At 59.4% G+C, this 26,362-nt stretch carries 22 protein-coding genes; 7 read left to right on the top strand and 15 right to left on the bottom strand.

What is annotated here, in order from left to right:
• Positions 1 to 29: 29 nt before the first annotated feature.
• Positions 30 to 935: a LysR family transcriptional regulator gene (locus tag ABI171_RS05805; protein ID WP_348091664.1), complete on the bottom strand. Its 906-nt coding sequence runs from the start codon at positions 933 to 935 to the stop codon at positions 30 to 32.
• An 89-nt stretch (positions 936 to 1,024) separates the two neighbouring features.
• Here ABI171_RS05805 and ABI171_RS05800 point away from each other — a divergent pair, with 89 nt between their 5' ends.
• From ABI171_RS05800 to ABI171_RS05785, 4 genes are all read left to right on the top strand, one after another.
• Complete coding sequence (locus ABI171_RS05800; RefSeq protein WP_348091663.1) at positions 1,025 to 1,795, top strand: sulfite exporter TauE/SafE family protein; 771 nt, start codon at positions 1,025 to 1,027, stop codon at positions 1,793 to 1,795.
• Between the two features lie 436 nt (positions 1,796 to 2,231).
• Positions 2,232 to 2,414 (top strand): type II toxin-antitoxin system HicA family toxin, encoded by a 183-nt coding sequence (locus tag ABI171_RS05795; protein WP_348091662.1) that lies wholly within the window; start codon positions 2,232 to 2,234, stop codon positions 2,412 to 2,414.
• An 8-nt stretch (positions 2,415 to 2,422) separates the two neighbouring features.
• Complete coding sequence (locus ABI171_RS05790) at positions 2,423 to 2,806, top strand: type II toxin-antitoxin system HicB family antitoxin (RefSeq protein WP_348091661.1); 384 nt, start codon at positions 2,423 to 2,425, stop codon at positions 2,804 to 2,806.
• 160 nt (positions 2,807 to 2,966) lie between these two features.
• Positions 2,967 to 3,230: a hypothetical protein gene (locus ABI171_RS05785; protein ID WP_348091660.1), complete on the top strand. Its 264-nt coding sequence runs from the start codon at positions 2,967 to 2,969 to the stop codon at positions 3,228 to 3,230.
• A gap of 106 nt (positions 3,231 to 3,336) precedes the next feature.
• On the opposite strand, the gene ABI171_RS05780 is transcribed toward ABI171_RS05785, so the two are convergent.
• The gene (locus ABI171_RS05780) at positions 3,337 to 4,545 is read right to left on the bottom strand and encodes a PQQ-dependent sugar dehydrogenase (RefSeq protein ID WP_348091659.1); all 1,209 of its coding nucleotides are present in this window, start codon (positions 4,543 to 4,545) and stop codon (positions 3,337 to 3,339) included.
• Between the two features lie 521 nt (positions 4,546 to 5,066).
• On the opposite strand from ABI171_RS05780, the gene ABI171_RS05775 reads away from it, so the two are divergent.
• The gene (locus ABI171_RS05775; protein ID WP_348091658.1) at positions 5,067 to 6,599 is read left to right on the top strand and encodes a chitin-binding protein; all 1,533 of its coding nucleotides are present in this window, start codon (positions 5,067 to 5,069) and stop codon (positions 6,597 to 6,599) included.
• Between the two features lie 51 nt (positions 6,600 to 6,650).
• Here the strand turns inward: ABI171_RS05775 and ABI171_RS05770 are convergent, their stop codons facing one another.
• From ABI171_RS05770 to ABI171_RS05725, 10 genes are all read right to left on the bottom strand, one after another.
• Complete coding sequence (locus ABI171_RS05770; RefSeq protein ID WP_348091657.1) at positions 6,651 to 8,204, bottom strand: M20/M25/M40 family metallo-hydrolase; 1,554 nt, start codon at positions 8,202 to 8,204, stop codon at positions 6,651 to 6,653.
• A gap of 90 nt (positions 8,205 to 8,294) precedes the next feature.
• Positions 8,295 to 9,092: a GntR family transcriptional regulator gene (locus ABI171_RS05765; protein ID WP_348091656.1), complete on the bottom strand. Its 798-nt coding sequence runs from the start codon at positions 9,090 to 9,092 to the stop codon at positions 8,295 to 8,297.
• A gap of 15 nt (positions 9,093 to 9,107) precedes the next feature.
• The gene (locus tag ABI171_RS05760; RefSeq protein WP_348091655.1) at positions 9,108 to 10,718 is read right to left on the bottom strand and encodes a gamma-glutamyltransferase family protein; all 1,611 of its coding nucleotides are present in this window, start codon (positions 10,716 to 10,718) and stop codon (positions 9,108 to 9,110) included.
• Between the two features lie 10 nt (positions 10,719 to 10,728).
• Positions 10,729 to 11,685 (bottom strand): oligopeptide/dipeptide ABC transporter ATP-binding protein, encoded by a 957-nt coding sequence (locus ABI171_RS05755; RefSeq protein WP_348091654.1) that lies wholly within the window; start codon positions 11,683 to 11,685, stop codon positions 10,729 to 10,731.
• Between the two features lie 18 nt (positions 11,686 to 11,703).
• Positions 11,704 to 12,663 (bottom strand): ABC transporter ATP-binding protein, encoded by a 960-nt coding sequence (locus ABI171_RS05750; protein ID WP_348091653.1) that lies wholly within the window; start codon positions 12,661 to 12,663, stop codon positions 11,704 to 11,706.
• A 29-nt stretch (positions 12,664 to 12,692) separates the two neighbouring features.
• The gene (locus ABI171_RS05745; RefSeq protein WP_348091652.1) at positions 12,693 to 13,598 is read right to left on the bottom strand and encodes an ABC transporter permease; all 906 of its coding nucleotides are present in this window, start codon (positions 13,596 to 13,598) and stop codon (positions 12,693 to 12,695) included.
• The gene (locus ABI171_RS05740; RefSeq protein ID WP_348091651.1) at positions 13,595 to 14,542 is read right to left on the bottom strand and encodes an ABC transporter permease; all 948 of its coding nucleotides are present in this window, start codon (positions 14,540 to 14,542) and stop codon (positions 13,595 to 13,597) included. Before ABI171_RS05740 ends, ABI171_RS05745 begins: the two co-directional genes overlap by 4 nt.
• 25 nt (positions 14,543 to 14,567) lie before the next feature.
• Positions 14,568 to 16,055, bottom strand: a complete 1,488-nt coding sequence (locus ABI171_RS05735) for an ABC transporter substrate-binding protein (RefSeq protein ID WP_348091650.1) — start codon at positions 16,053 to 16,055, stop codon at positions 14,568 to 14,570.
• A gap of 318 nt (positions 16,056 to 16,373) precedes the next feature.
• Positions 16,374 to 17,702: a carbohydrate-binding protein gene (locus tag ABI171_RS05730; protein WP_348091649.1), complete on the bottom strand. Its 1,329-nt coding sequence runs from the start codon at positions 17,700 to 17,702 to the stop codon at positions 16,374 to 16,376.
• 549 nt (positions 17,703 to 18,251) lie between these two features.
• Positions 18,252 to 19,289 carry a cupin-like domain-containing protein gene (locus tag ABI171_RS05725; RefSeq protein WP_348091648.1) on the bottom strand — a complete coding sequence of 346 codons (1,038 nt, stop codon included), beginning with the start codon at positions 19,287 to 19,289 and terminating at the stop codon, positions 18,252 to 18,254.
• Positions 19,290 to 19,553: 264 nt separating this feature from the next.
• Here ABI171_RS05725 and ABI171_RS05720 point away from each other — a divergent pair, with 264 nt between their 5' ends.
• Positions 19,554 to 20,234: an HAD family hydrolase gene (locus ABI171_RS05720; protein ID WP_348091647.1), complete on the top strand. Its 681-nt coding sequence runs from the start codon at positions 19,554 to 19,556 to the stop codon at positions 20,232 to 20,234.
• Between the two features lie 95 nt (positions 20,235 to 20,329).
• Here the strand turns inward: ABI171_RS05720 and ABI171_RS05715 are convergent, their stop codons facing one another.
• On the bottom strand, positions 20,330 to 20,512 hold the full coding sequence (locus ABI171_RS05715; RefSeq protein WP_348091646.1) for a CsbD family protein: 183 nt from the start codon (positions 20,510 to 20,512) through the stop codon (positions 20,330 to 20,332).
• 790 nt (positions 20,513 to 21,302) lie between these two features.
• On the opposite strand from ABI171_RS05715, the gene tkt reads away from it, so the two are divergent.
• Positions 21,303 to 23,378 (top strand): transketolase, encoded by a 2,076-nt coding sequence (tkt, locus tag ABI171_RS05710; protein WP_348091645.1) that lies wholly within the window; start codon positions 21,303 to 21,305, stop codon positions 23,376 to 23,378.
• On the opposite strand, the gene ABI171_RS05705 is transcribed toward tkt, so the two are convergent.
• Together ABI171_RS05705 and pgm are read right to left on the bottom strand one after the other, a co-directional pair.
• Entirely contained in the window at positions 23,375 to 24,688 is a 1,314-nt protein-coding gene (locus ABI171_RS05705; RefSeq protein WP_348091644.1) for a glucoamylase family protein, read from the bottom strand. The two genes, tkt and ABI171_RS05705, sit on opposite strands and share 4 nt — an antisense overlap.
• Positions 24,685 to 26,358 carry a phosphoglucomutase (alpha-D-glucose-1,6-bisphosphate-dependent) gene (pgm, locus tag ABI171_RS05700; RefSeq protein WP_348091643.1) on the bottom strand — a complete coding sequence of 558 codons (1,674 nt, stop codon included), beginning with the start codon at positions 26,356 to 26,358 and terminating at the stop codon, positions 24,685 to 24,687. Before pgm ends, ABI171_RS05705 begins: the two co-directional genes overlap by 4 nt.
• Positions 26,359 to 26,362 lie beyond the last annotated feature (4 nt).

Raw genomic sequence — 26,362 nt, 5'->3', positions numbered from 1 at the left:
GTCCCGCCGAATAGCGCGCCGTTCGCAAATCAGGATGTTCCTCTCACTGGCAGAGCACTACTTTCCATGAGTTGTTGCGCCAGCAGTTTGGCATGCGACGTAAGTACGGAAAAATCACGCGCGCAAAGATGAAGCCGCCTGGAAGCCCATGGCTCCAGCAATGGCAAGATCGCCAGGCCGGGCTGGCGCAGTTCTGCGACCGAGGCTTCGGACAGGATCGCAATCCCGATACCGACCTCGACCAGCATCCCCACGTCCGCTACGGTCCTCAGATGGACGCGATAATTTATCTGCCGCCCCAGCCGTGCAGCGCGCTCTCCCAAATGCGTTTCCAGGACTGCATCCGAGAGACCGACAAACGCTTCGCCGGCAATGTCTGCAAACCCTGCGGATTGCTGGCCGCCGATGCGGTGCATCCGGTTCGCCACAACCACCAGCTGGTCTTGCGCAATGAGGTGAGTTTGCAATGTCGTCAAATCCGTGATGTCCGCCACAATTCCCAACTCAGCCCGCCCCTCTGCAATGGCCAAGACAATCTCGCTGCTGGGCCGCTCATCGATATCCACTGAAAGGTCTGGGTAAGCCGCCAGAAAAAGGCGAAGCTGCTGGGGTAGAAAGACAGCCAATGCGGCTGTGTTCGACAACAGCCTGATACGCCCTTTCACCCCCTTGGCGTAACTACGCAATTCTCCGCGCATCTGTTCCACCTGCCCCAGGATCAGACGGGCATGCCGGATCAAGGCATCACCGGCGGCGGTCGTGCGCACGCCGCGCCGAGTCCGTTCCAGCAGCGGTACGCCGAGTATCGACTCCATGCCTGAGACGCGCTCACTGACCGACGCCAACGCCAAATTCATTGCTTGTGCGCCTTGAGTAAGGCTGCCGTGTTCCACCACCGTCAGGAACAGGCGCATATCGGTGAGATCCAGGCGCATGACACCCCTCCAATCCTTCGTTTTTTCCGAAGCCTGGCATAGGAAATGCCAGATTGTGAGTACCTGATTTTGCACCTAATATGCCTCGTATGGACCACTTCTTCTTAATTTCTGCAGCTGGCTTGGTTGCTGGCGCAATGAATGCCTTGGCCGGCGGCGGTTCGTTTGTCAGCCTCCCGGCATTGATCGCCGTAGGCCTGCCATCGGTTCAAGCGAATGCTTCAAGTACAGTGGCCTTGTTTCCCGGTGGGCTGGCCAGCGCATGGGCCTACCGCGACGGACTCGGACCGGTGGGCTCGGTGTCGCTACGGCCCCTACTGTTGACCACGCTGGCCGGCGGACTGATCGGAGCGATCTTGCTCTTGTGGACATCGCCGAAAACATTCAATGCCATCCTCCCCTGGCTGCTTCTGCTAGCCAGCCTGGCCCTGGCTTTCGGCCGTCGGCTCGGCGAAATGCTACGCCGCCGTTGGCGCATAAGACCGTCGGCGGTCCTGGCGATCCAGTTCGGACTCGGCATCTACGGCGGCTATTTCGGCGGTGCAGTCGGCATCATGATGCTCGCCGTCTGGGGCCTGTTGGACAAGCGTGACCTGAAAAGCCTGAATGCCCCGCGCGCGCTGCTCGTCAGCGCCGCCAACGCGATCGCGGTGCTGACCTTCATGCTGGCGCATGCCGTGCGCTGGCCTGAAACCATCGTCATGCTGGTTGCGGCAATTGTCGGCGGCTATGGCGGCGCGCAAATCGGCCGCCGCGCTCCTGCCAAAGTGATACGCGCGGGAACGCTGCTGCTGACAGCTTGCATCACCGTGGTGTTTTTCATCCGGGCTTACCTGCCGCAACTGTTGTGGCATTCGTAAGCCTCTACACAAAAGGAAGCAATCATGCTTTCAGCTTTTCTGGAAACCGTAGGCACGCTTGGCATACTCGCAAGTATCGTTACAAAAATAACAGCCATCCGCCTGACGCGGGAAAATAGTATCAAGCCTCGGGATCAGGCTGGCTATTGACGTCGTAACAATTCTGCCAGCAGTCGGGTCATGCTTTTTGGATCGTGGGAGCGGGATCTGTGTGTGTATTTCTATCAACTCGCATAACAATGTCAGTTGCCCCATTTTCAACGTTTATTTGCCGAGGGATTACCGTTTGTAAAATACGAAAGTCTGGGGACATATACACAGCAGGACGATGACCGCTTGGTTCGCGCTATCGCTAGACATTTCGATCAAGAAATTAAATACACACAAATACACAAATATATTTCACCACTATAGATTTGTGTGTATCATTACACACATGAGCAGCGCAGACCTAATTAAACAACTCAAAGCGGCCGGGTGGCAACATGTCTCTACACGGGGCAGTCATCATAAATACCGTAACCCGCTCACCGGAAAATCTGTGATTGTTCCGCATCCGAAAAAAGACTTACCGGAAGGCACAGCAAAAGCAATCATCAAACAAGCTGAATTGAAATGAGGTACACCATGTTATATCCGCTCTATGTATGGAAAGACGACAACAGCGCCTACGGCGCGAGCTTTCCAGATCTGCCAGGCGTTTTCACTGCCGCCGACAATCTCGACGATATTCCGGCGATGGCGCAAGAGGCCGTTGAAGCCATGTTTGAAGGCGAGGCGCATATTCCTGACGCATCGTCGATCGAACAATGGAAAGGTTCTGCCGAGTATGCCAATGGCTTCTGGATGTTGGTCGGCATTGATCGCGCCAAGATCAACACCAAGCCGGTGCGCCTGAATATCTCGTTGCCTGAAAGTCTGTTGCATGACATTGATGCCTTCGCCAAATCCCGTCAACTGACGCGATCTGGTTTCTTGGCACAGGCTGCAATAAAAGCGATGGCGCAATAAAATTGCCCCGTAAAAATTACGGGGCAATTTCTTATCCATCAAATTAAAATCTATCTACCTGCGCGCTGCTTCGCCGCGCTTTCCGGCCTGCTCGACCGGCCTGCGACCGGCCGACACTCTCAAAATAAAGGCTAGTGATCACGCCCACGGATTTCCAATTGTGGATCAAGGTAAGACAAAGAAATTACGCACATCCATCACAGGAGAGCTGACAACGGTGCTAGGTCGCATTGTCGTACGCAAAGCACAACACAAGATTGAAAACGATCAATTATTGATGAACGGCGACGACAAAGTATTCAGGCTTCCCGCCTTGCGCGGTCACTTCGACCGCGCAAAAGCCGCAGACGACACATCTGATGACCGCGGCGACCATGCAGCAAGCGACCAGCCAGATTACTTTAATTTCGCAACAGCCTCTTAGAATATAACCCTCGCGGGTGTAGTTCAATGGTAGAACGAAAGCTTCGTACCCTCCCTCTTCCAACTCGATGAAGTCCTCTCCGTAACAGACCGTTTGAATCCGAATCTCAATCAGGAGCCAAGCGCAGCAAAGTACCATTCCTGTCCTCGGTAATCACCACACTCCCGTCGTCCAACGTCGCCAACCCCACCGGCGCCCCCATCGGATAACCGCCATGCCGATAGTTCCACCCCGCCACCAGATCGCGCGGTTCGCCCACTGGCTGATAGGCGGCATTCAACGCCAGGCTGACCAGCCTGTGACCAGTTGCCCGATAACCGTGATAGCCGATGATCAGATGGCCGCTTAGCGCCGGCATGCTTTTTCCGTTATAGATCAGCATGCCGAGCGGCGCCGCATGCGCCGGCAGCAGGCGGCTTGGAGCGATTTTGCTGCGGCAATCGAATCCGGGATATTCGGGACTTGCCCTGAGCTGATCGAAGCAATAGGGCCAGCCGTAATCGGCGCCGGCTGCCAGCCAACTGAGGGTGTCGTGCGGCAGTTCTTCGTCGGATAGCTTGGGGTCGGCGGCGTTGATGGCGTCACGCGAATTGGTGGCGGCGATCAGCGTGCCGGCGGGGGTGAGCGCCAGCGCCATGCTGTTGCGCAAGCCGCGCGCATGGACGGGCAAGGCGCGGGCGTCGAGCGGAAAATGCGCTGCAGTCAGATTTGCGCGCAGCACGCTGGCGCGCGGCGGCGTTTCTTTGATTTCGGGACACGGCGAATCCGCCTTGCCGGGTCCGCTTTCGCAATTGTCGGTGGCGGAACCGACGTTGATGTATAGCGCACCATCGGCGCCCAGCACCATCGCAGTCAGCGGGTGGCGGCCGGTGGTCGGCAAATTGATGACGATGTCTTGCGCGCTGCCGAGCAGGTCTTTGGCGGCCGGATCGATGCGGACGATGCGGCCGTGCATGCTGACCAGCAGCTTCTTGTCCGGGGTGGCGATGATCGCATTCGGCATATCGAGCTTGCTCAGCAAGACTTCCGGAGCGCCCTTCTTGCTGATATCAACGCGCAGCAAGCGGCCGCGCTTGTTGGCCCAGCCGCCCATGTCGAGCACGTAGACGTACTGCCCAATCGCTGCCACGCCGCGCGCGAAGCCGATGTGGTCGGCCACCAAGCCCATGCACATGCCCTTGGCCACTTTCACGTCGAGACGCGGAAAGCCGGCGCAGGTGCCTGACGTGCGATAACTGCTTTCTGCCGACGCCGCGCCGCAGGCAAGCAGGAAGAACGTGCAAAGCACATTACGCAGGAAGAATGCTGGTCGCATAGATAAGCCTTCAATAACGATGCCGATGGGTGTTGGAAAACATGCCTGCAAGTAAATATTTGGCATATTGCCACATTCTATGACTGCCGGACTGTTTCCAGAATCGACGTCGATTGTATGGCGTTCATATCTCTTGGATCAGCCTCGGTTTTCCAGAACCGACGCCAATACCACTTACAGAAAACGCAAAAAGTGGTATTACACCTGTCCGCTACGACAAATTCTCTCGCATTCTCTGCTAGCGCCGAATTTCGGTTATTGCTTGTCAAAGGAATCCGCATCGGCCACGCCAGCATTGCCTCAAAGAAATTATTTTGCAATTCCAACTCTACTACCTTCCGTCAAATTCGCCGTCCTTATAAATAAATGCCCGCGATAAGTTGCGACTGGTATGGCTCCGCCTGCATATCTTGCAAACCACTTGACGCTCATTTTCCCTGGCCGCATCCTCAGTCCAATTTAGTTGACGCATGGAAACTTATTTATTTCCTGCACATCATTGTTTGACTGAGGAGAGAGACATGCGAACAAAAGCAGGCATAAAAGTAAGCGGAACCTTGATGCTGGGGCTGGTCGGCAGCCTGCTGGCAGGTTGCGGCGACGGCGGCGGATCGGCGGATGCCTCCGGCGCCAGCCAGAAACAGCTTGCGGCCACCGCGAAAGCCAGCGTGACGGCATGCGCTGCCGCCTGGAACGCCAGCACCATCTATGTCGGCGGCAACAGCGCCAGCGCCAACAGCACCAATTACACGGCAAACTGGTGGACCCAAGGCAATGACCCGGTCACCGATAGCGGCGGCAGCGGTAGCGGCAAACCGTGGACTTCTACCGGCGTCTGCGGCAGCGGCACGCCTACTCCGCCACCGGTCACACCGCCACCGGTCAATCCGCCGCCGTCCACGCCGGGCAGCACCACCGGCACCATCAACTATCACCTGCTGCTGGGCGCCGGCAGCGCCCAGGACCAGATGGTGCTGGACGGCGGCAACTACAACGACCTGATCATGTCGAACATCATCGCCGGCGTCATGTATGGCCATCTGGTGCAGCAAAACTATCCGGGCATGCAGTTCCAGAAAGACTATCTGTATGGCTCGATCATGGGCCAGCTGCTGCAGGAAAATATCGAGACCAGCCTGTACGCCAGCAGCGGCGACCTGATCGATCCTTCGCCCGACCAGCAGGCGGTGATGGGCACAGGCCAGGGCGGCCCGTACCAGATCAACAATTACGCGGCCGACATGGTGTCCGGCTCCTACGCGCCGGCCGGCCATTCGCTGATCAACTACGTCGCGATCCAGAAAAACATCGGCTACACGATGGCTACCGCGGCCCAGCAATACACCAAAGTGACGCCGCCCTCGTTCAACAACAAATACTACGGCCCGATGCTGACCGCGTATTTCCACTACAACGATTTTGTGGCGCTGATCCTCACCGGCAAAGGCACCGGCGGCTGGTTGACACCGTGGGAGCCCTACTACGACAATGCGCTGACCAACTTTACCAAACTGCCCAACAACTTCCTCGATGTGTTGCTGAACGTGGCTTACAACCAGGGCTACTACGGCACCCTGATGACCAGCTACAGCAAGCTGGGGGCAACGGCGACCGCGGCGACGGTTAGCAGCGTCAATGCCTACAGTTCAGTATGGGGCGTGACCGACACCTACCAGCAGTATCCATATCAGGTGCGTTACTACCTGGACCAGCTGTACGGCAACCCGATCCCGACCACCAGCGCCACGACTTTCACGACGCCAGGCAACCATGTCGCCTTCAACATTCCAGCGCTGGAAGCCGTGTTCTCCAATGTATTCCAGACGCTGGCGTATGTGAACAGCTCGGGAACATCGGCCTACATTTCGGCAGCCCAGGCGCAGACCGCGTTTAACAGCGCACTGGCAAGCACCGGCGTCGCCGGCAGCGCCACGCTGGACTTGAGCAACGGCGCTAACCGGGCACAAATCTTCAGCATCCTGGAGACCGCGGTCGGCAATCTGGAAACCAACCTGAACACCAAGTTCAGCGCCACCACCAACTCGCAGCTGTAAGGCGCAATGGCGCAGTTCCAGGGTTCTCTCCTGGAACTGCGCCATCGTGATTCAAGGCGTCGCGTTAAACGGCTCCGACAAAATGCCCACCAGGCCGTGCACGCCATTGATGTAGTTCCCGAGCCGCATGTTCTCGTTGGCGCTATGCTGATTGTTGTCGGCATTGACCAGCGGCACGATCACAAACGGCACCTTCAGCGCAGCAACCAGAGCGCCGGTCGGCACGGTGCCGCCCATCATCCTGATCTGCACCGGCTCCTTGCCGTAGGTCTTGGTCATCGCCCGACGCAGCCATTTGCCGATCGGCGCGTTCAGATCGGTACGAACGGCGCTGCTGGATGCCGACGCCGATTCGAACGCAAGCGAGGCGAGCTTGGGATAGCGCGCACGGTCGGCATCGCTGGGTTCGCCATTGACCAGGTGATACCCTTGCCGCTCTATGAACCCCTTGAGCAGCGCCTCCAAGGCTGCCGGATCGGTTTCCGGCACGGTACGCAGATCCAGTTCGGCGATGGCCAGCGCAGGAACGATGGTGCGCGCCTTGTCGCCGACATCGCCCGCTTTCATGCCACGCACATTAAGCGACGGGTATTGCATCGCTTCCTGATAGTTTTGTCCGACCTTGTCTGCGGTCGCAATGCCGAGACGCTTGCGCAAAGCCGTTTCATCGTCAGGCACCGCGCGCATGACGCGCAGGGAATCGGGGTCCAGCTTGACGCCATCGTAATAACCGGGAACCGTGACGCGGCCCTGATCGTCTTTCATCGACGCCAGCAGGCGCGCCAGCAATTGCGCCGGATTAGCCGCATAGTTGCCGTAGTGCCCGCTATGGCTGTCCTGTTTCGGACCAAAGACCTTCAAGGTGCCGATCACGATGCCGCGATTGCCGAATACCAGTGTCGGCTGGTTACTCGGGTGCATCGGACCATCCAGCACCAGCAGCATGTCCGACTTCAGCAAGCCGCGATTGCGGTCGACCACTTCGCCCAGCGACGGCGAACCTTTTTCTTCTTCCGCATCAAGAATCACCTTGATATTGATCGCCGGCGTCTTGCCGCCGGCCTTCAGCGCATCCATCGCCGCCAGCAGCATCATGATTGGCGCCTTGTCGTCGGCAGAGGCGCGGCCGAACAAGCGCCATTCGGGATCGACTTCCTTGGCGAACAATTTATCCAGCGGCATGGTTTCCCATTGGCCTGCCGCATTGCGTTGCTTCAAGGTCGGCGTCCACGGACTTTCCTGCTGCCATTCAGAGGGCGTCACCGGCTGGCCGTCCATATGTCCATAAAACAGCACAGTGGGCAAGGCCGGATCGCTTTGCGGGAACTCCGCAAACAGCAGCGGCTTGCCATTATTTTCCAGCTGCCGGGTATGAAAACCGCGCCGCTGGAAAGCCTGCTCGAACCAGGCGGCGTTGCGCTGGATGTCGGCGGCGACCACCGAGTCGTTGGGAATCGCCAGCACCTCGGCCCATTCCTTGAAGCTGGCTTGCGCGGCGCCTTGCTCTTGCGGCGTGAGCGGCTGCCCGGCCGCATGCAGAGACGAAGTCGAGAGCAAGGTGATGGCGCAAGCGGCCACGCGGCAATTCTGGAAAAATGTTTTCATACGCCTCCTGTTTTATACATTTGATGGAAAGTAAAGTATCGGCGGCATGCAATGGCGCCGATTGTCAAATTTCTCCTGCACCGCCTCGGCTCAGGCCTGGCGCATCACCTTGACCTGCACGTAAGGCAGGCGTTGAGCGCCGTTCGACAACCGCGCGCTGTGCAGCCGGTGCAAGGTTATCTGGGTGACGTCGACATGGCCGTCTTCGATGTGGGTAGTCATCAGCCGCACTGCGGCATCCGCGTCATGCGCGCCAATTTCCCGCAGAATCGCCGCATGCTCCTCATAGGTGGATTGCACGCAATCGCCATACATGAAATCCAACCGGCGCACGATACGGATGCGATCCGTCAGGCGTTCGAAGGCGCTGGCGATTTCCTGGTTGCCACTGGCGCGCACCAGCGCCAGGTGGAATTGCTCATCCATGGTCGCCACCAGACGGCCATCGCTTAACCGAAGCGCGGGCTTCACACACCAGATCGCTTTTTGCTGCTCGATCAGCGCGGCGTCGACGCCCCCCGCTCCGGCCAAGCCGGCGCACAATTTGTTGACGGCGAAATTTTCGATCAGGCGGCGCATTTCATACAGTTCTTCAAAGCGCTTGAAATCGACAGGCACCACTTCCCAGCCGCCGCGTACATAACCCTGCATCAGGCCATCGCTCTGCAAGCGCTGCAAAGCCTCGCGCACAGGCGTGCGCGAGACGTTGAAACAGGCTGCGACTTCGGTCTCGGTGATCTGGTCGCCGGGCAGCAGGCGCATGTCGAAGATGTCTTCGCGCAAGCGGCCATACACATATTCGGGCAAAGACACGCCTTTCGACGGCAACCCGCCGTCGGCCATGGTTGGCGGTTGTGCCATCGGCGCTGCGCTTGAGACTGTTTTCATGATATCGATAATTGGTTACCAGGCCGCCACGCAACCGTCGGTGCGCGGTTCGGTGCCGCCGCAGAGTACCCCGTGCTGGTCGCGCCAGATGATCTGGCCGCGGCCGAAACCGAGCTGATTGGCCGACCATGACGCGTCGTGCCCGAGGCCGCGCAAGCCGCGGAACAGATGCTCGGCGGTGCCGTGTTCGACGCTGACATTGTTGGCGCTCTCCCATTCCCAGCGCGGGGCATCCAGCGACGATTGCGGATTGAGGCCGAAGTCTACCGTGTTCATGACCATCTGCACATGTCCTTGCGGCTGCATGAAGCCGCCCATCACGCCAAACGGACCGATCGCCTGGCCATTTTTAGTCAGGAAGCCGGGAATGATGGTGTGGTAAGGCCGCTTGCCCGGCGCCAGGCAGTTCGGATGAGCGCCATCGAGCGTGAAATTATTGCCGCGGTTATGCAGCGCAATGCCGGTGCCCGGCACCACCAGGCCCGAACCGAAGCCCATGTAATTACTCTGGATGAAGGACACCATATTGCCCTCGTCGTCGGCGGTGCTCAGGTAGATGGTGCCGCCACGCGATGGCTGCCCCGGCAGCGGCAACGAAGCCCGCACATCGATCAGCTTGCGGCGTTCGTCGGCATACGCCTCGGACAGCAGATCCTCGACCGAAACCCGCATGTGGCCGCTATCGGCGATATGCGCCAGGCCATCGGCATAAGCCAGCTTGATCGCCTCAATCTGGCAATGATAAGTCTGCAAGCTGTCGCGCTCGCTGAACTCGAAGCCTTTCAGTATATTCAAAGCCAGCAAAGCTACCAGGCCGTGGCCGTTAGGCGGAATTTCCCAGACGTCATAGCCGCGATAGTTGCAACTGATGGGATCGACCCACTGCGGCTGGTAAGCGGCCAGATCGGCGACGTCGAGATAACCGCCGGCCGCCTGCACGAAAGCCGCGGTCTTTTCCGCCAGCGCACCGCGATAAAAGCTGGCGGCATTGTCGGCGGCGATGGCGCGCAAGGTGTCTGCGTGTCCCTGCGAGCGCCAGATTTCACCGGCACACGGTGCACGGCCGTCAACGCTGAAGGTATCGAACCAGGACTGGAAGTACGGGGCCTTGAACTCGTTCTTGAACAAGGCGTGCGCCTGCTGCCAGGCAAAGGCGATCATCTGCGACACCGGATAGCCTTCCTGCGCCAGCGCGACGGCGCCGGCCATGGAACGCTGCAAGGGCAAGCTGCCGAAGCGTTCGGCCATGCTGGCCCATGCCCCCGGCGTGCCGGGAACGGTGACCGGCAGCGGGCCGTACTTCGGCATGCTTTGATGGCCGGCGGCGTTCAGCTTGTCGATGGAAATTGCCAGCGGCGCAGCGCCGCTGGCGTTCAAGCCGTGCAGCTTCCCTTCACTCCAGATCAGCGCAAAGGCGTCGCCGCCGATGCCGTTGGCGGTCGGCTCGACGACGGTCAGCGCCGCGGCGGTGGCGATTGCCGCATCGATGGCATTGCCGCCGGCTTGCAGCACTTCCAGCCCCGCCTGCGCGGCCAGCGGCTGCGACGTCGCCACCATGCCGCGCTTGGCGTAGTGCGCGCTGCGGCGGGAAGCGTAGGGATAATGGTTGGGATCGAAATTAAACATGGTTTCTCTCTTAGCGATAAAGATGACAGGTAACGTATTCGCCGACAGCGACCGCGATGGTCGGCGGCGCCTGGGTTTTACAGATGTCCATGCAGGACGGGCAACGTGGATGAAAGTGGCAGCCGGTTGGCGGCGCCGCCGGATTCGGAATGCTCCCTTGCAGCACGATGCGCTCGCGCATCTGGTCCGGATGTTCACGCGGGATTGCCGACAGCAAGGCCTGCGTGTACGGATGCTTCGGCGCGCTGTAGACGCTTTCACAACTGCCCGATTCCACCATGCGCCCCAGGTACATGACGCCGATGCGGTCGCTGACGTGGCGGATCACCGCCAGATCGTGCGAGACGAACAGATAAGTCAGGTTCAGTTCCCGTTGCAAGTTTTGCAGCAGGTTGAGTATTTGCGCCTGGATCGAGACATCCAGCGCCGACACGGCTTCATCCGCCACCACAAGTTTCGGCCGCGTGATGATGGCGCGGGCGATACCTACCCGTTGTCGCTGGCCGCCCGAAAATTCATGCGGATGGCGGCCGGCATAGCTCGGGCTGAGGCCGACCACGTCGAGGATCTCGGCGACCTTGCGCTTGCGGCTGGCGCGGTCGAACAGCTTGTGAATGATCAGCGGCTCTTCCAGCACCTCGCCGATGGTCATGCGCGGATTGAGAGAGGCGAAAGGATCCTGGAACACCATTTGCATATTGCGCCGCATCGCCCTCAATGGCGCGGACGCCAAAGCAGTCAGGTCCTCTCCCATGAATTCGATCTTGCCGGCAGTCGGCTCGATCAGCCGCAACACGCTGCGGCCGGTGGTCGACTTGCCGCAACCGGATTCGCCGACCAGGCCCATGGTCTGGCCCTCTTCGATATCGAAAGAGACATCGTCCACCGCCTTGACCGGCGCAGCGCCACGCCGTCCCGAGGAAAATTGTTTCTTTAATCCGCTTACGCTCAGCAATGGAGTATTCATGGCATCAATCGTCGACATTCAGTTCGGATACCAGCAACGGGCCAGATGTCCAGGTGTGACCGCAACCAATTCAGGCATCTTGCTGCGGCAAAGATCATCAGCTTTGGTGCAGCGTGCGGCAAAGCGGCAGCCGGCGCCGGCAGTGCCGGGAGGCGGTACCGAACCAGGGATCGCGGTCAAAGGCTGCCCCGGCTTGGCGTCGAGCGCGGGCCGCGCGCGCATCAAGGCCTGCGTGTAGGGATGGGCCGGGGCATCGAACAGGTCGCGCACGCTGCTCTGCTCTACCACCTGCCCGGCATACATCACCACCACCCGTTCGCACATTTCGGCGACCACCCCGAGATCATGGGTGATCATCAGGATGGCGGTGCCTTGCTCCTGCTTGAGTTGCCGCATCAGGTCGAGGATCTGGGCCTGGATCGTGACATCCAGCGCGGTGGTCGGCTCATCGCAAATCAGAACCCCGGGATCGCACAGCAAGGCCATCGCAATCATCACCCGCTGGCGCATGCCGCCCGAGAGGCTGTGCGGATAGTCGTTGACCAGCTGCCCGGCCCGCGACAAGCCGACCCGCTGCAGCATGGCGATCACCTTGTAGTCGATCTCGCGCCGCGCCAGCGTGGTGTGCATGCGCAGCATCTCGCCCAATTGCGCACCGATCTTGTGCAGCGGGTTGAGCGAAGTCATCGGTTCCTGGAAAATCATCGCGATCTGCTTGCCGCGGATCGCCCGCATGCCGGCGTCGTCCAGCGCCAGCAGATCGCGGCCGTCGTAACGCACCTCACCGCTCAAGCGCGCTTTGCTGGCCAGCGGGAACAGCCGCAAGATTGACAAGGCAGTGACGCTCTTGCCGCAGCCGGATTCGCCCAGCAGCCCGACGGTTTCATTGGCGCCCACCGAAAACGACACGCCCTCCACCGGCGCAATGCTCTTGCCGTGGCTGAGGAATTCGACTTTTAGATTATTCACTTCCAGCATGACGCATCTTCCTCGCTTGTCCGTGCCAATCAACGTTTCAGTTTGGGATCGAAGACTTCACGGATGCCGTCGCCGAGAAAGTTAAAACCCAGCACCACCGCGAAAATCGCCACCCCCGGCCACAAGGCCAGGATCGGATTGGAGCTCAGGTAACCCTGGGCTATGTGGAGCATCGAGCCCCAGCTGGGGTCTTCCGGCTTTGCGCCCAACCCCAGATACGACAGGCCGGCTTCGGCGATGATGGCGGAGCCCATCGCCAGGGTGGCCTGGATCACCAGCGGCGCCATTGCATTCGGCAGCACATAGCGCCACATGATGCGTAAATGGCCGGCGCCGACCGAGCGCGCCGCCATCACATAATCCAGGTTGCGGATAGTCATGGCCTGCCCGCGCGCCAGCCGGATGAAGGCCGGCGTGAAGCCGATGCCGACCGCCACCATGGCGTTGTAGAAGCCGCCGCCGAGCGCCGCCGACAAGGCCAGCGCCAGGATCAGCGATGGAAACGCTTGCAAGGCGTCGACGATGCGCATCACGATCCATTCATCCCAGATACCACGGAAATAGCCGCTGGCGATGCCGATCGGCACGCCGACGCAAAACGCCAGGCCGACCGCGATCAGCGCCGCCTGCAATGAAATCCGGGCGCCGAACACTATCCGCGAAAAAATGTCGCGCCCGAGGTCGTCGGTACCCATCCAATGCAAGCCGCTCGGTCCCGCCAGGATGTTGCCATAGTCCTGGTCGAACACCGGATCGTAGCGCGCCAGCAGCGGCGCAAAGATGGCCACCAGGATCAACAGCGCGATGATCAGCGCGCCCACCACCGCAAAGCGATTGCCGGCAAAACGCCGCAGGCCGAGCAAACGCTGGCGCTGTGGCAGCGCTTCCGCGATGGCTGGCGCAATCGGTGCAGCAGCAGATGACGGCGGATTCATGCCTGCTCCCTGGCGATGCGCGGATCGATCACGCCATACAGCAGATCCACCGCAAGATTGACGATCACCACCATCAGCGCCGCCGCCAGCACGCCGGCTTGCACCATCACGTAATCGCGCTGGAAAATCGCATCGACGATCATCTTGCCCATGCCGGGAATGCTGAAGATGGTCTCGGTAATCACCAGCCCGCCCAGCATGCCGGACACCATCAGCCCGCTGGCCGTCACCACCGGGATCATGGCATTGCGCAAGGCGTGGCCGATCACCACCCGCCAGTCGCTCAGCCCCTTGGAGAAAGCAGTGCGGATATAGTCTTCGTTCAGCACTTCCAGCAGGCTGCTGCGCACCATGCGCATCAGGATCGCCGATTCGCGCAAGCCGGTGGCCAGCATCGGCAACAGCATCGCCAGCAAGTTGCCGCGCCAGTCGTCGGTGAACGGCACATAGCCGGAAGCCGGCAGCCATTCCAGCTTGACTGCAAACAAGACGATGAACATCATGCCCAGCCAGAACGGCGGTACCGACATGCCGCACAAGGCCAGCAGCGAGCAGAAATAATTGGCGATGCCACGCGGACGCACCGCCGCCAGGATTCCGGCCGGCACCGCGATCAGCACTGCGATAATGAAACTGCCGAGCGCCAGTTCGATGGTCACCGGCAGCCGCTGCAGCAAGGCATCGACCACCGGTGTGCGGTCGACGAATGAGCGCCCCAGATCGCCATGCAGCGCCGCCCACAGCCAGTGGCCGTATTGCACGTAGAGCGGATCGTCGAGGCCGAGCTGGGCGCGCAGAGCCAGCGCGGCTTCGGGCGTCGCTTCCTGGCCGAGAATGGCGCTGACCGGATCGCCCGGCAAGATCGCCAGCAGGGAAAAGATGACGATGCTGACCAGCAGCAAGGTCGGTAGCACCAGCAGGATGCGCTTCAGCAGTTTAGGCATGATCTGTTCGCGACAAGAAATGCGTTTACTTCGCCAGCGTAGCAGTACGAATCACACCGTCGGGCACGTAGCGGAAACCGGTCACCGCCTTCGAAATGCCGAACAGTACATTGTCATGATTGAGATAGACGTAGGGCACGTCTTGCACCAGGATCTGCATGGCCTGGTCATAGAAGGCCTTGCGCTTGGCGACATCGCTTTCGACTCGCGCTTGCATCAGCAGATCATCCACCTCTTTGCTGCCGTACTTTGAGTAATTCAGCGAACCGTTGGTGACGGCAAAATCGTAAATATTCTGGTCAGGATCAGGGCGGCCGCTCCAGCCCACCATCAGGGCGTCATAGCTGCCAGCCTTGCCCGCTTCGATCTGCGCCGCCAGCTCCGCCTTGTCCAGGCTGACGCTGATGCCGGCCGGGCGCAGCATGCCCTGCACCATCTGCCCGACCTGCAATTCTTCCGGCGTGGTCGGCAAGGTCAGGCGAAAGCTGAAACCGCCCTCTTTGCCAGCCGCCTTCAGCAAGGCCTTGGCGCGCGCCAAGTCGACCTTGGGCGGCGTATCTGCGGCGCCATAGGCGAACTGCGCTTTGCTGAACGGCGAATGGCCGGCCGCAACCGCACCGTTGTAGACCACCCTGGCGATAGCGTCGCGGTTGATCAGGATATCGATCGCTTCGCGCACTTCCTTCTTGTCGAAAGGCGCTTTGGCGGTGTTGAAATAGAAGCCGCGGAAACCCATCGACGGCTTGTTGATCACGCTGTACTTGCCGCCGGCGGAAAGATTGCTCAACTCCTTGTAGGGAAAGCGGTTGGTGATATCGACCTGGCCGCTGCGCAGGTTGTTGAAGGCGACATTGACGTCGTTCATGATCTTGTAGACCACCTGGTCGGCCTTGGGCAAACCGGCCTGCCAGTAACCGGGGTTCTTGTCCAAGGTCAGACTGGCGCCTTTCAAGCGCCCCTTGTAGATGAAGGGACCGGTGCCGACCGGGTTATTGACGTAATCGTCGCCGAATTTCTTGACTGCGGCCGGCGACGAGATCATGCCGGCGCGGTCGGTCAGGATCGACAGGAAAGGTGCAAACGGCGTCGACAGCTCTATCTTCAGCGTGGCGTCGTCGAGCACCGTGATGTGCTTGATGTACTTGAGATCATTCTTGCGCAGCGAGTTCTTTTCCTGCCCGCGCAACAGATTGAATTCCACCGCCTTGGCGTTGAACGGCGTGCCGTCCTGGAACTTGACGCCCTTGCGCAGGAACAGCGTGTAGGTCTTCTGGTCGTCCGAAACTGTCCATCGTTCGGCCAGCATGGGAACAATCTTGCCGCTTTCGTCGAGATCCAGCAGCTTGTCGAATATGCTCTGATACACCATGCGCTCGGCGATCATGGACGACTGCATCGGATCGAGCTTGCCGGGATCGTTGTCCAGCGAAATGTTGATGGTCATGGCCATGGCAGAACAACTGGCTCCCGCCATGAGTGCGGCAAAGATCTGTAACGGCAAACGTTGATTCATGCTTCATCCTCGGTCAGGGGTGACGATGCGACGCGACCGGCCTATGATCGCGCAAGTCCACATCGATGTATACAAGAAAGTAGACAAGCATTAAGCGTGCCAATAGCATAGCCATGCTGGCGCAGACTCAAACGCCCGCTCAGGATGCGCGGCGCCCCTTCTTAGGGAAATCCCGGGAAATACGGGCTATGCAAGTGCGCGGGGAAATGATTTTCACGGACGGCAAAGGAGCTGGCGAATCACAACCTTGTCCATCAATCCTCGAAAAAAAAGCCGGCTCGCAAGAGCCGGCTTTGTCATCAGGCAATCAACGACAGATCAAAGGCCGAGAGCCGAGATGAAGCGGTTGGTGTATGTCAAGCCGGTATCGCGGTCGAACGACCAGTGATGCACGCCGGCGATGCCGTTGGCTTTGACCCAGGCCGAAAAGGCGTCGGTGTCGGCCAGGGTAAAGGTTTCGCCTGCGGTATCGTTGGCGCCGATCATCGGCGTCAGCTCGATCTGGCCATACGGGACTTTGTAGAAGCCACGGAAGTCCATCGCCGCCTGGATGGCTGACTGCCCCATCTCGCAAGCACCGCCACTGACTACGCAGTTGACGGCTGTGGCTGCGCCGTAGTCCATCGTCATCAGGTTGACGTAGTAGTTCTTGAGGCCGGCGGATTGAATCGCCTGCATCACCGTGATCCCCATCGAACCCAGTGGATTAGGCGAAGCCGATCCCATGTCTACCGCAACCGACGAACCGCTCTGGCTGGTGGCCAGGGTTGCAATGGTGAAGCTGAAGCGCAGGTTCGGGTACTTGACCTGGGCCGCCTGGACCCGGGCGATCAGATTATTGATGTCGGATTGGCTTTGGCCGTCTTCGATATCGAAGTCGATGCCGACCAGGTTGGCCGAGCTATAGCGGTTGATGAAAGCGTCGAAGCTGGCGTCCGAAGTACAAGTGAACGAGCCCGCCGCGCCGCCGGTTGAAACGATGTATTTCTTGCCCGCATTGACAAACCACTGAACGTTGGTAGCGATCATTGCCGGCGTGATGCCAGCCCAGGTCTCGTTGCTGCAATCGCCGGTGGCAAAAGCCCAGGTCAGCACGCTGTTATGCGCAGGCATGGAGGTGGTGACTGGCAATGAAGTGCCGCTTGCCGTGCTTTGCATGGCGCCGGTATTCCAGTTGGCGTCGGCCGTTACATCCTTGTATGGGCTGAACACAAAACCAGGAGTTGGCGTTGGCGTTGGAGTCGGCGTTGGAGTCGGCGTGGGTGTTGGGGTCGGTGTTGGGGTCGGTGTTGGTGTTGGTGTTGGTGTCGGCGTCGGGGTAGGTGTCGGCGTACCTGTGGTGCAGGCGCCGCCGGAAGTCCACGGTTGTCCGCTGCCGCTGCCGCCATTATTGGTGGATGGGTTATTCCCTTGCGTCCACCAGTTAGCGGTGTAGTTCACACTGCTGTAGCTGGCGATATTGCCGCCGGTATAGACCGCCGAGGCGCTCCAGGCCGCGGCGCAAACCGGTACGCTTGATTTCGCCGAGGCGGATACCTGCTTCAGGCTGGACGCTACGGCTCCGGAAGAACCGCCGCCATCACTACAGCCGGCCAGCAAGCCACCGATCATTCCCAGCAACAAGGCACTACTTAATTTTGTTCTCATGCGCCATTTCTCCTCTATCAGTTGATGATGTGCGAAAAGCAAGTCAAGCCGACCTGTGCCTGCGCACCCCTAAGCTGAGTCCGTTATGTTCAAACTCGTAGCTGAACTGAGAATGGAACCGTGAAAAATCAACGTCAAGTGGTTTAAAAAACATAGTGGGATTGCAATACCAGTTACATCCTGCGCGAATTTTCGGATTGAAAAATTCTATGTTTTTTGAAATCGAAAAGAAAATTTCATTCGGATTTTAATTCCATATGGCAATACGAATTCTTTAAAAACCCACCCTTTCCCACGCCGTCGGCGAACCTCGTTCAGCACGGACCGTGAATCCGCCGGAAAAAGTGTGACAGCAGGTCCGATACCACTTTTGCAGATGTATGCATGTGGTCTTAGATATGCAAAAAACATCTTAGCTAATTCGCTGCGCAAACTTGCGAAAAATGCGCCGGGAAGGATGCCAACCGGGCGCAATAGAACGCCGGCAAGATGCCGGACGGCTGTTTTTCAACTATCAGGGACGACTGCGGCAACCAGATCGGCGCATGTCTACAGTTCGTCGTAGGTGGAATAGAAAGCGCCGAAATTGTTATCCGGCTGGAAGTTGATCAGCGACACAGTGACGCTCGCCTCCAGCCCTTCCACATAATGCCAGCAGCCGACCGGGAGAAACAGCAGTTCGCCTGCAGCCAGTTCGCATTCCAGCAATTGCACGTTACGCATCAGCGGAAAGCGCTCGTAGTCGATGGCGCCGCCGTCGACCGCCGTATAGCAATGATGATGATTGTAGACATGCGCCAGCTCGCAGGCCGGGATCAGCTTGATGCGCTTGCGGCCGATCACTTGCGCCATGAAATTGTTGGTCAGGTCGTGGTGGAACGGCGTTCGCGTGCCTTTCGGCCCGAGCCAGAGAAAGCCATCGTCCGCCGACTCCGGGTTCAGGTATTCCGGCAAGCGCCCGATGTCTTGCCACAACTCCGCCAGGGCCTGGCGATTGGCCGAGGAGTTGTTGGCCGTCATATAGAAATCGTTGCTCTCCTGCGCGTCTCGGATCATGTCCAGATAGTCCGCCAACGGCATCTTGCGCTTATGCCGGGTGGAATTGATTTCATAGTTGGCGTCTTGCGCACGTCCGATCTGCACTTCGACTTCACGCTTGCCGAAATGCGTGCGAAAAAAATCGAAATTCCATTTCGTCAGCGCCGGCCAGTCATCCAGCATGCCGGTAATGATCACCGGCTTGTTCAACAAATAATACTGGCGATAGAATTCATCGCGCGACAAGCGATGGCGGCGTTCTATCACGTTGCTGCCTTCAGTCTGCCGGCTCAGAGTACGGTAGATGTCGAGCACCCAGTCATGTTTCTTCAGGCGGTTCTTGATGCGCTGGCCGGCCTGGCGCGCACCCACCAGGTAGGGGCTGGCCAGCGCCGCTTGTACTTCGCGCTCCGCCTCTTGTGCAGGCACGCCTTGCGCGACCAGGATGTTGAACAAATCTTGCGGGCTGGCGTCGAGCACCAGGTTCTCGCCTATCCAACGGCGCCAATCGTCGTTGATGATGCTTGCATTGCGCTTTAGCTGCGCCATGAATTGTCTCCGGGTTGCCTTGGACTGTAGAGAGCGACATTGGGATAAAGCGCATCAAATTGCAAGTGGTTTTGATTTTGAGCGCCTCGCGCCGCAGTGGCGCTGGCGCAACCCTTCAGTGGTATTGATCATGCCTGTACCAGGAGTCTGTCGGACTTAGGATAATCGGCTGCAAAAATAGCTGGCCGATCATCCTAAGTCCGACAGACTCCTAGCCAGCGCCAGGCAATGCGGCGATAATCGCAAAAACAGCGGAATCCCACAATGCCGGTATCAAGCAAGCAAGTTCAAGTCCCGTCAAAAACTGATCGTATAGTTGCCGCCTTTGATTTCGACGGCACTATCAGCACCTCCGACAGCCTGCGCGATTTCGTGCGCCATGCGGTCGGCCCGGGCCGCTTTGCACTCGGGCTGGTACGCGCCTCGCCGTGGCTCTTGGGGATGTTTCTGGGCACCAGTGACCGCGCCGCCGCCAAAGCCCGATTTCTCGCGGCAACGCTGGGCGGCGTCACGCAGCCGAAGCTGGATGAGATGGCAAGAGAATATGCGGAAACCAGACTGCCGTTGCTGATCCGCCCCGACATGCTGGCCAGGATCCGCGAACACCAGCAACGCGGCCACCGGCTGGTCATGGTCAGTGCGTCGCCCGCGCTCTATCTGAAATATTGGGCCTCGACCGCGGGCTTCGATACGGTGCTTGCAACCGAGCTCGAATTCCGCGATGGCCGCTTCAGCGGGCGCCTGGCCTCGCCGAATTGCTGGGGGCCGCAGAAAGTGCAGCGGTTGCAGCAATGGTTCGGCAATGATCGGCCACCTTCCCTATACGCCTATGGCGACAGCCGGGGAGACCGTGAAATGCTGGCCCTTGCCGATCATGCGTGGCTGCGCGGATCCGCCGCAATGCCGGAGATCGACGCCTGGGCCAAATCCTCGGCCAAACGCTGACAACCGCAATAAAAAAAGCTGCATCCGGCAAACCGGATGCAGCTTTTTTCATGCCTGGCCACCTCCCGCAATTAGGCGAGGGGCAGCTTCAGACCTTATTTTTTGGCGATATCCTTGACAAGTTCCTTTGCGTCGCCAACTGATTTTTCAATCTTGCCCTCGACCTGCTTTTGCAGACCCTTGGCTTGCTGTTCTTTGCTGCCAACCAGCTTGCCGGCTTCTTCCTGGATTTTGCCAGCGATGTCTTTGCTTACGCCCTTGACTTGATCTTTGTTCATGTTAATTCTCCGATTGGTTGAAAGACTTGCTTCATCTGCCGGATTTGCCGGCGAGATGTACTACTACGAAAATAATGATACGGTGAAGCGCGCCTCAGTCGCCAAGTTGACGGGCCGGTCAGTGCACAAACAGATAGATCACGACCAGCACTACTGCTGGCACCCCAAGAAGCCATGCTAATAAGTACTTGCCCATGACAACTCTCCTTATCAAATTTTTTGGTGAACACGTGCGGCAAGAGAGGCTCTTTCTTCTCAATCCGCACAATGGCGAGAAGCAGGGATGCTTCGCCCTTGCCATGAACACATAATAATCAACCCGATTCTGGTCTGATATCAGCGAAATACCGATTTCCTTGTAGGAAATCAGGAAGTCGTTTCAGCCCGACTCGACTCTTGAATCAGCTCATAGCCGGAGGCTGAAGTTGGTTTTTCCTCTATGTGGCTCAGCGAACAGATAAAGCCGTTGCAGGCGATTACAGTAACTACATCTTCCCTGCCGGGTTCCGAAAACCAGGCAGTTTGAGCTTAGCGATAAGTACGCTGCGCGCTTTGAAGATGGCAACGTTTTACGCGCGGTTTTGGCGCAAGACGTGAGTGTAAATATCGGACTACCGGGGCTGGCGGTCGGGAAACATACCAGCACCACCCTGCCGCATTCTTCACCACCCCGTCAGTTAACTACGCTACGCAAAGCAAGCTCCCGTAAAGGGTATTATCTTGTTTTGACCACCCCGCCGCGCTGGCTTCTGGCGACAGAGCCGAACCAGCGATTTCAAGGAGCTGCAGAATGAGTTCAACGTCTTCCGTTTCTACGCTCGATAACGTCTGCGTCAATACCTTGCGCTTCCTCTCGGTCGACGCGGTTCAGCAAGCCAACAGCGGCCATCCCGGCCTTCCGCTGGGCGCGGCGCCGATGGCCTATGTGCTGTGGAGCCGTTTTCTCAAACATCACCCCGCCAATCCGCACTGGTTCGACCGCGACCGTTTCATCCTGTCGGCAGGCCACGGTTCGGCGTTGCTATACAGCCTGCTGCACGTGACCGGTTATGACTTGCCGCTGGCGCAGTTGCAGAAATTCCGGCAATGGGGCAGCAGCACGCCCGGCCATCCCGAGCGCGACCTGACGCCGGGGGTTGAAGTGACTACCGGACCGCTTGGCCAGGGTTTTGCCAACGGTGTCGGCATGGCGATGGCGGAGGCCAACCTGGCGGCCCGCTACAACCGCGACGGCCTGGATGTCATCAATCACTTTACCTATGGCCTGGTGAGCGATGGCGACCTGATGGAGGGCATCGCCTCGGAAGCGGCGTCGCTGGCCGGCCATCTGCAGCTGGGCAAGCTGATCTATCTGTATGACGACAACCAGGTAACCCTGTCCGCCGGCACCGACATCACCTTTACCGAAGACCGGCAGCGACGCTTCGACGCCTATGGCTGGCATACGCAACTGGTTGAGGATGGCAACGACCTGGCCGCGATAGACAAAGCGCTGGAGGCGGCGCGCAACGACACCAGGCGTCCCTCGCTGATTCTGGTGCGCACTCATCTCGGCTATGGTTCGCCAAACAAACAAGACAGTTTCGAAGCCCACGGTTCGCCGCTCGGAGCCGACGAGGTGCGCCTGACCAAGCAACATCTGGGCTGGCCGGAACAGCCGGCTTTTTATATCCCGGAAGAGGCGCGTGTGCATTTTCTGGAAAACGGGGAAGCCGGCGCCAAGGCAGAAGCCGCGTGGCAAGAAAAATTCGCGGCCTATCAAAAACAGTTTCCTGAACTTGGACGGGAGCTGCAACAACTGATGGGCGGCGGTGCAACGGCGCTGCCGGATGACTGGGATGCCGACATCCCCAGTTTCCCGGCGGACGCCAAAGGCATCTCGACCCGGGTCGCCGGCGGCAAGGTGATGAACGCCATCGCTGCCCGTTTGCCGGCGTTGATCGGCGGTTCGGCCGATCTTGATCCGTCGACGTTTACCGCATTGAAAGGGATGGGCGATTTCGAGCCGTCCGCCATCGTCGGCGGCGACCGCCAGGGTGCCGACGCCGGCGGCTGGAGCAGTAGCGGCCGCAACCTGCATTTCGGCGTGCGCGAACACGCCATGGGCGCAATTGTCAACGGCATGGCCGCCCACGGCGGCACGCTGCCATATGGCGCGACCTTCCTGGTGTTCTCCGACTACATGCGGCCGTCGATCCGGCTGGCGGCATTGATGGGATTACACGTCATCTATGTCTTTACCCACGACAGCATCGCACTTGGCGAAGACGGCGGCACCCACCAGCCGGTGGAACAGCTTGCCAGCTTGCGCGCCCTGCCTAACCTGGTGGTGCTGCGCCCGGCCGACGCCAATGAAACCGCGGTCGCCTGGCGCGTCGCGGTACAAGCATCCAAACGGCCGCAGGCGCTGGTATTAAGCAGGCAAAACCTGCCGACCCTGGATCGCGCGCAATTTGCTGCAGCCGACGGTGTGCGGCGCGGCGCCTACATTCTGGCGGATGCCCCGAGCGGCAAACCTGACCTGATCCTGATCGCCAGCGGCTCGGAAGTGACGCTGATCGTGGCCGCGCGCCAGCAACTGTTGGCGCGCAATATTTCGGTGCGGATCGTCTCGATGCCGAGCTGGGAATTGTTCGAGGAGCAGGATCAAGCTTATCGCAACCAGGTATTGCCGCCGGAAATCGGCGCCAGGCTGACCGTGGAAGCTGGCGTATCGCAAGGCTGGCAGCGTTATGCTGGCGATCGCGGCGCGGTGCTGGCGCTGGACCATTTCGGCGCCTCGGCGCCGGGTGATGTGGTGATGCGCGAATTCGGCTTTACCGTCGATAACGTCTGCCAGCGCGCGCTGGCTCTGCTCGGCGCTTAGTTTGTTGCAGGCTCCAGCCAGCCGCCGGTGAAGCCGGCGCGCTGCAAGCCCTTGACGACATAAGGGCAGTTGCGCATCAAGTTCCACAGCATTCCGCTGCGGTAGTTCTCGATCATCAGGATGATCGGCCCCTGATCGATGCCGAAATGCCAGGGCGACACCCAGCCGTAGGGATTATCGCAATTGCATGGGAAGCTCGGATTGAAGGTGGACTTGAAACCATAGGGATTACCGGCCTTCAAGCCGACCTGGTGGATAAAAAAATCAATGGTAGGCAGCACGATCTCCGGTGCAAACGGCAATGAAGACACTACCACCCACGGCGCGACGGTGCCGTCGTCCGGACCGAGCGGCACGCCGCGCGCCACATAATCGTAGAATTCGCGCTTGGTGCCTTTGACGTCGAGCACGGCCGGCCCCGGTCCGTCGCTGGCGGTGATGCCCCAGCAACGCTCGCTATAGCCGGCAAAGCCATAAGGATTGTCTATCGCATACCGTTGCTGCACCAGGGTCGCACGACGGCTGTTCTCGAAATAATCGATACCTATGGTGCGCATGGCTTGGTCCTGGATACCACGAAAATCGACCCAGATATGCGATAACTGGTGGGTGAAAAGCGAACCGGCGTAGACGTAATCTATGCCGTAGCTGCATTGCCACTGGTAGGCCGATGCCCAGTCGCAATAGCTGTCAGCCGACAACGGATGCGAAGGCGAGCCCAATCCCAGCACGTACAGCAACAGCGCTTCATCGTAGCCGTCCCAGCGGTTGGTCAAGAAACCTGATTCGGGCTTCCAGCCCATCGATACCGCGCCGCCACCATTTTGCGCCCACGGCCAATCAACCCGTTGATACAAGGCGTCCGTCAGCGTGCGACATTCTTCTTCCCCGGCGCCAGCGCCATCGAAATAGCTGGCGGCGGCCAACGCGCCGGCAACAAAAAATGTGGTGTCGATGGTCGACAATTCACATTTCCAGGCGCGACGGCCGGTTTGCATGTCCAGGAAATGATAATAAAAACCATGGTAGCCAGTGGCGTCCGGCTCCGGCCCTTGCGGGCTGTTCCAGAAAAAACGCAAGGTGACAAGCACCCGCTCGAGCGCCGCCGCGCGCGTGATAAATCCGCGTTCGATCGCCACCGGATAAGCCGCCAGCGCCAGCCCGACCGCGGCGATGCTGGCCGGCCAGTCTGGTGCGGTCTTATCGATCACCAGGCCGTTTTGCGGATTGGTCTCGTGCATGAAGTAGCTGAAGGACTCATGCTGCAGCAGGTTCAACTCAAGGGTCTCGCTTAGCACTCTCTGATTCATTTTGCGGCTGCCGCTGGCGATTGCGAAGTACCGGCCAGCGCGGCGTCGACGATCGCCTGCGCCTCTTTCACGATGCGCTGCAAATGATCGTCGCCATGGAAACTTTCAGCGTAGATCTTGTAGATATCTTCCGTGCCGGAAGGCCGCGCCGCAAACCAGCCGCCGGCGGTCGTCACCCGCACGCCGCCGATAGGCGCACCGTTGCCAGGCGCTTTGCTGATGATGCTTTCGATCTTTTCGCCGGCCAGCTCGGTGTTTTGGATTTGCTGCGGCGACAAGGCGGCCAGCATTTTCTTTTGCGCCGGCGTCGCGCTTGCCTCTACCCTGGTCGCCACCGGATCGCCGAGTTCGCTGGCCAGCTGGCGATACACTTCGCCCGGATCACGGCCGCCGCGGGCGGTGATCTCCGCCGCCAGCAATGCCGGCACTAGGCCATCCTTGTCAGTGGTCCAGACCGAACCGTCCAGCCGCAGGAAAGTGGCGCCGGCGCTCTCCTCGCCGCCGAAGCCGAGTGAACCGTCGCTCAGGCCGCCGGCAAACCATTTGAAGCCGGCCGGGACCTCCATCAGCTTGCGTTTAAGGCGGGCGCTGATGCGATCGATGATCTGGCTGCTGACCACGGTCTTGCCGACGCCGGCGGCGGGCGACCAATGGCTGCGATGCTGGAACAGATAATCGATGGCCACCGCCAGATAATGATTGGCCGGCATCAAGCCGGCGCTTCTGGTGACGATGCCGTGGCGGTCGTGATCGGTATCGCAGGCGAATGCGATATCGTAACGATCCTTCATTCCCAGCAGGCGTTGCATGGCGTAGGAAGATGAGGGATCCATGCGGATGCGGCCATCCCAATCCACCGTCATGAAACGGAAGGTCGGATCGACTTCTTCGCTGACCACGCTCAGGTTCAATTTGTAACGCTCGCCGATGCGTTGCCAGTAATGGACGCCGGCGCCGCCGAGCGGGTCCACGCCCAGATGGATGCCGGCGTCGCGAATCGCCGCCATGTCGATCACCTGGTCGAGCTCGTTGACATAGGTATTCAGGTAATCGTAGCGGTGTGTGGTGTCTAGCCGCAACGCCTTTTGCAGCGGCATTCTCTTGATATCCTTCAGACCGCCTTTGAAGAAGCCGTTGGCAGTGGCTTCGATCCAGCCGGTGACGTCGGTATCGGCAGCGCCGCCGTTGGGCGGGTTGTATTTGAAGCCGCCGTCTTCCGGCGGGTTGTGCGAAGGCGTAATGACGATGCCATCCGCCAGGCCGCTGCTGCGTCCGCGGTTATAGTTGACGATGGCGTGCGAGACGGCTGGCGTCGGCGTGTATTCGTCGCCTTCCGCCAGCATGATGTCGACGCCATTGGCCGCCAGCACTTCAACCGCGCTAGCGCATGCGGAGACTGACAGTGCGTGGGTATCGATGCCGATAAACAGCGGCCCGCTGATGCCTTGCTTGCTGCGGTAGGCGCAAATCGCCTGGCTGATGGCCAGCACATGGGCTTCGTTGAAACTGCAATCGAAAGAAGAACCGCGATGGCCGGAAGTACCGAACGCCACGCGCTGTTCGGCCACCTCGGGATCGGGAATATTGGTGTAGTAGGCGGAGACCAGTTTCGGCACATCCACCAGTAACGCCAAGGGAGCCGGCTTGCCGGCCAGGGGACTGATTATCATGATG

Source organism: Collimonas sp. (assembly GCF_039923675.1).
Classification (GTDB): domain Bacteria; phylum Pseudomonadota; class Gammaproteobacteria; order Burkholderiales; family Burkholderiaceae_D; genus Collimonas.
The sequence above is the reverse complement of the archived record's forward strand: the minus strand, read 5'-3'. Positions and strand labels throughout refer to the sequence as shown.

Bases quoted from the DNA above. Each gene is read 5' to 3' on its own strand.
- ABI171_RS05805 (WP_348091664.1), bottom strand. From the start codon at position 935: ATGCGCCTGGATCTCACCGATATGCGCCTGTTCCTGACGGTGGTGGAA.
- ABI171_RS05800 (WP_348091663.1), top strand. From the start codon at position 1,025: ATGGACCACTTCTTCTTAATTTCTGCAGCTGGCTTGGTTGCTGGCGCA.
- ABI171_RS05795 (WP_348091662.1), top strand. From the start codon at position 2,232: ATGAGCAGCGCAGACCTAATTAAACAACTCAAAGCGGCCGGGTGGCAA.
- ABI171_RS05790 (WP_348091661.1), top strand. From the start codon at position 2,423: ATGTTATATCCGCTCTATGTATGGAAAGACGACAACAGCGCCTACGGC.
- ABI171_RS05780 (WP_348091659.1), bottom strand. From the start codon at position 4,545: ATGCGACCAGCATTCTTCCTGCGTAATGTGCTTTGCACGTTCTTCCTG.
- ABI171_RS05775 (WP_348091658.1), top strand. From the start codon at position 5,067: ATGCGAACAAAAGCAGGCATAAAAGTAAGCGGAACCTTGATGCTGGGG.
- ABI171_RS05770 (WP_348091657.1), bottom strand. From the start codon at position 8,204: ATGAAAACATTTTTCCAGAATTGCCGCGTGGCCGCTTGCGCCATCACC.
- ABI171_RS05765 (WP_348091656.1), bottom strand. From the start codon at position 9,092: ATGAAAACAGTCTCAAGCGCAGCGCCGATGGCACAACCGCCAACCATG.
- ABI171_RS05760 (WP_348091655.1), bottom strand. From the start codon at position 10,718: ATGTTTAATTTCGATCCCAACCATTATCCCTACGCTTCCCGCCGCAGC.
- ABI171_RS05755 (WP_348091654.1), bottom strand. From the start codon at position 11,685: ATGAATACTCCATTGCTGAGCGTAAGCGGATTAAAGAAACAATTTTCC.
- ABI171_RS05750 (WP_348091653.1), bottom strand. From the start codon at position 12,663: ATGCTGGAAGTGAATAATCTAAAAGTCGAATTCCTCAGCCACGGCAAG.
- ABI171_RS05745 (WP_348091652.1), bottom strand. From the start codon at position 13,598: ATGAATCCGCCGTCATCTGCTGCTGCACCGATTGCGCCAGCCATCGCG.
- ABI171_RS05740 (WP_348091651.1), bottom strand. From the start codon at position 14,542: ATGCCTAAACTGCTGAAGCGCATCCTGCTGGTGCTACCGACCTTGCTG.
- ABI171_RS05735 (WP_348091650.1), bottom strand. From the start codon at position 16,055: ATGAATCAACGTTTGCCGTTACAGATCTTTGCCGCACTCATGGCGGGA.
- ABI171_RS05730 (WP_348091649.1), bottom strand. From the start codon at position 17,702: ATGAGAACAAAATTAAGTAGTGCCTTGTTGCTGGGAATGATCGGTGGC.
- ABI171_RS05725 (WP_348091648.1), bottom strand. From the start codon at position 19,289: ATGGCGCAGCTAAAGCGCAATGCAAGCATCATCAACGACGATTGGCGC.
- ABI171_RS05720 (WP_348091647.1), top strand. From the start codon at position 19,554: ATGCCGGTATCAAGCAAGCAAGTTCAAGTCCCGTCAAAAACTGATCGT.
- ABI171_RS05715 (WP_348091646.1), bottom strand. From the start codon at position 20,512: ATGAACAAAGATCAAGTCAAGGGCGTAAGCAAAGACATCGCTGGCAAA.
- tkt (WP_348091645.1), top strand. From the start codon at position 21,303: ATGAGTTCAACGTCTTCCGTTTCTACGCTCGATAACGTCTGCGTCAAT.
- ABI171_RS05705 (WP_348091644.1), bottom strand. From the start codon at position 24,688: ATGAATCAGAGAGTGCTAAGCGAGACCCTTGAGTTGAACCTGCTGCAG.
- pgm (WP_348091643.1), bottom strand. From the start codon at position 26,358: ATGATAATCAGTCCCCTGGCCGGCAAGCCGGCTCCCTTGGCGTTACTG.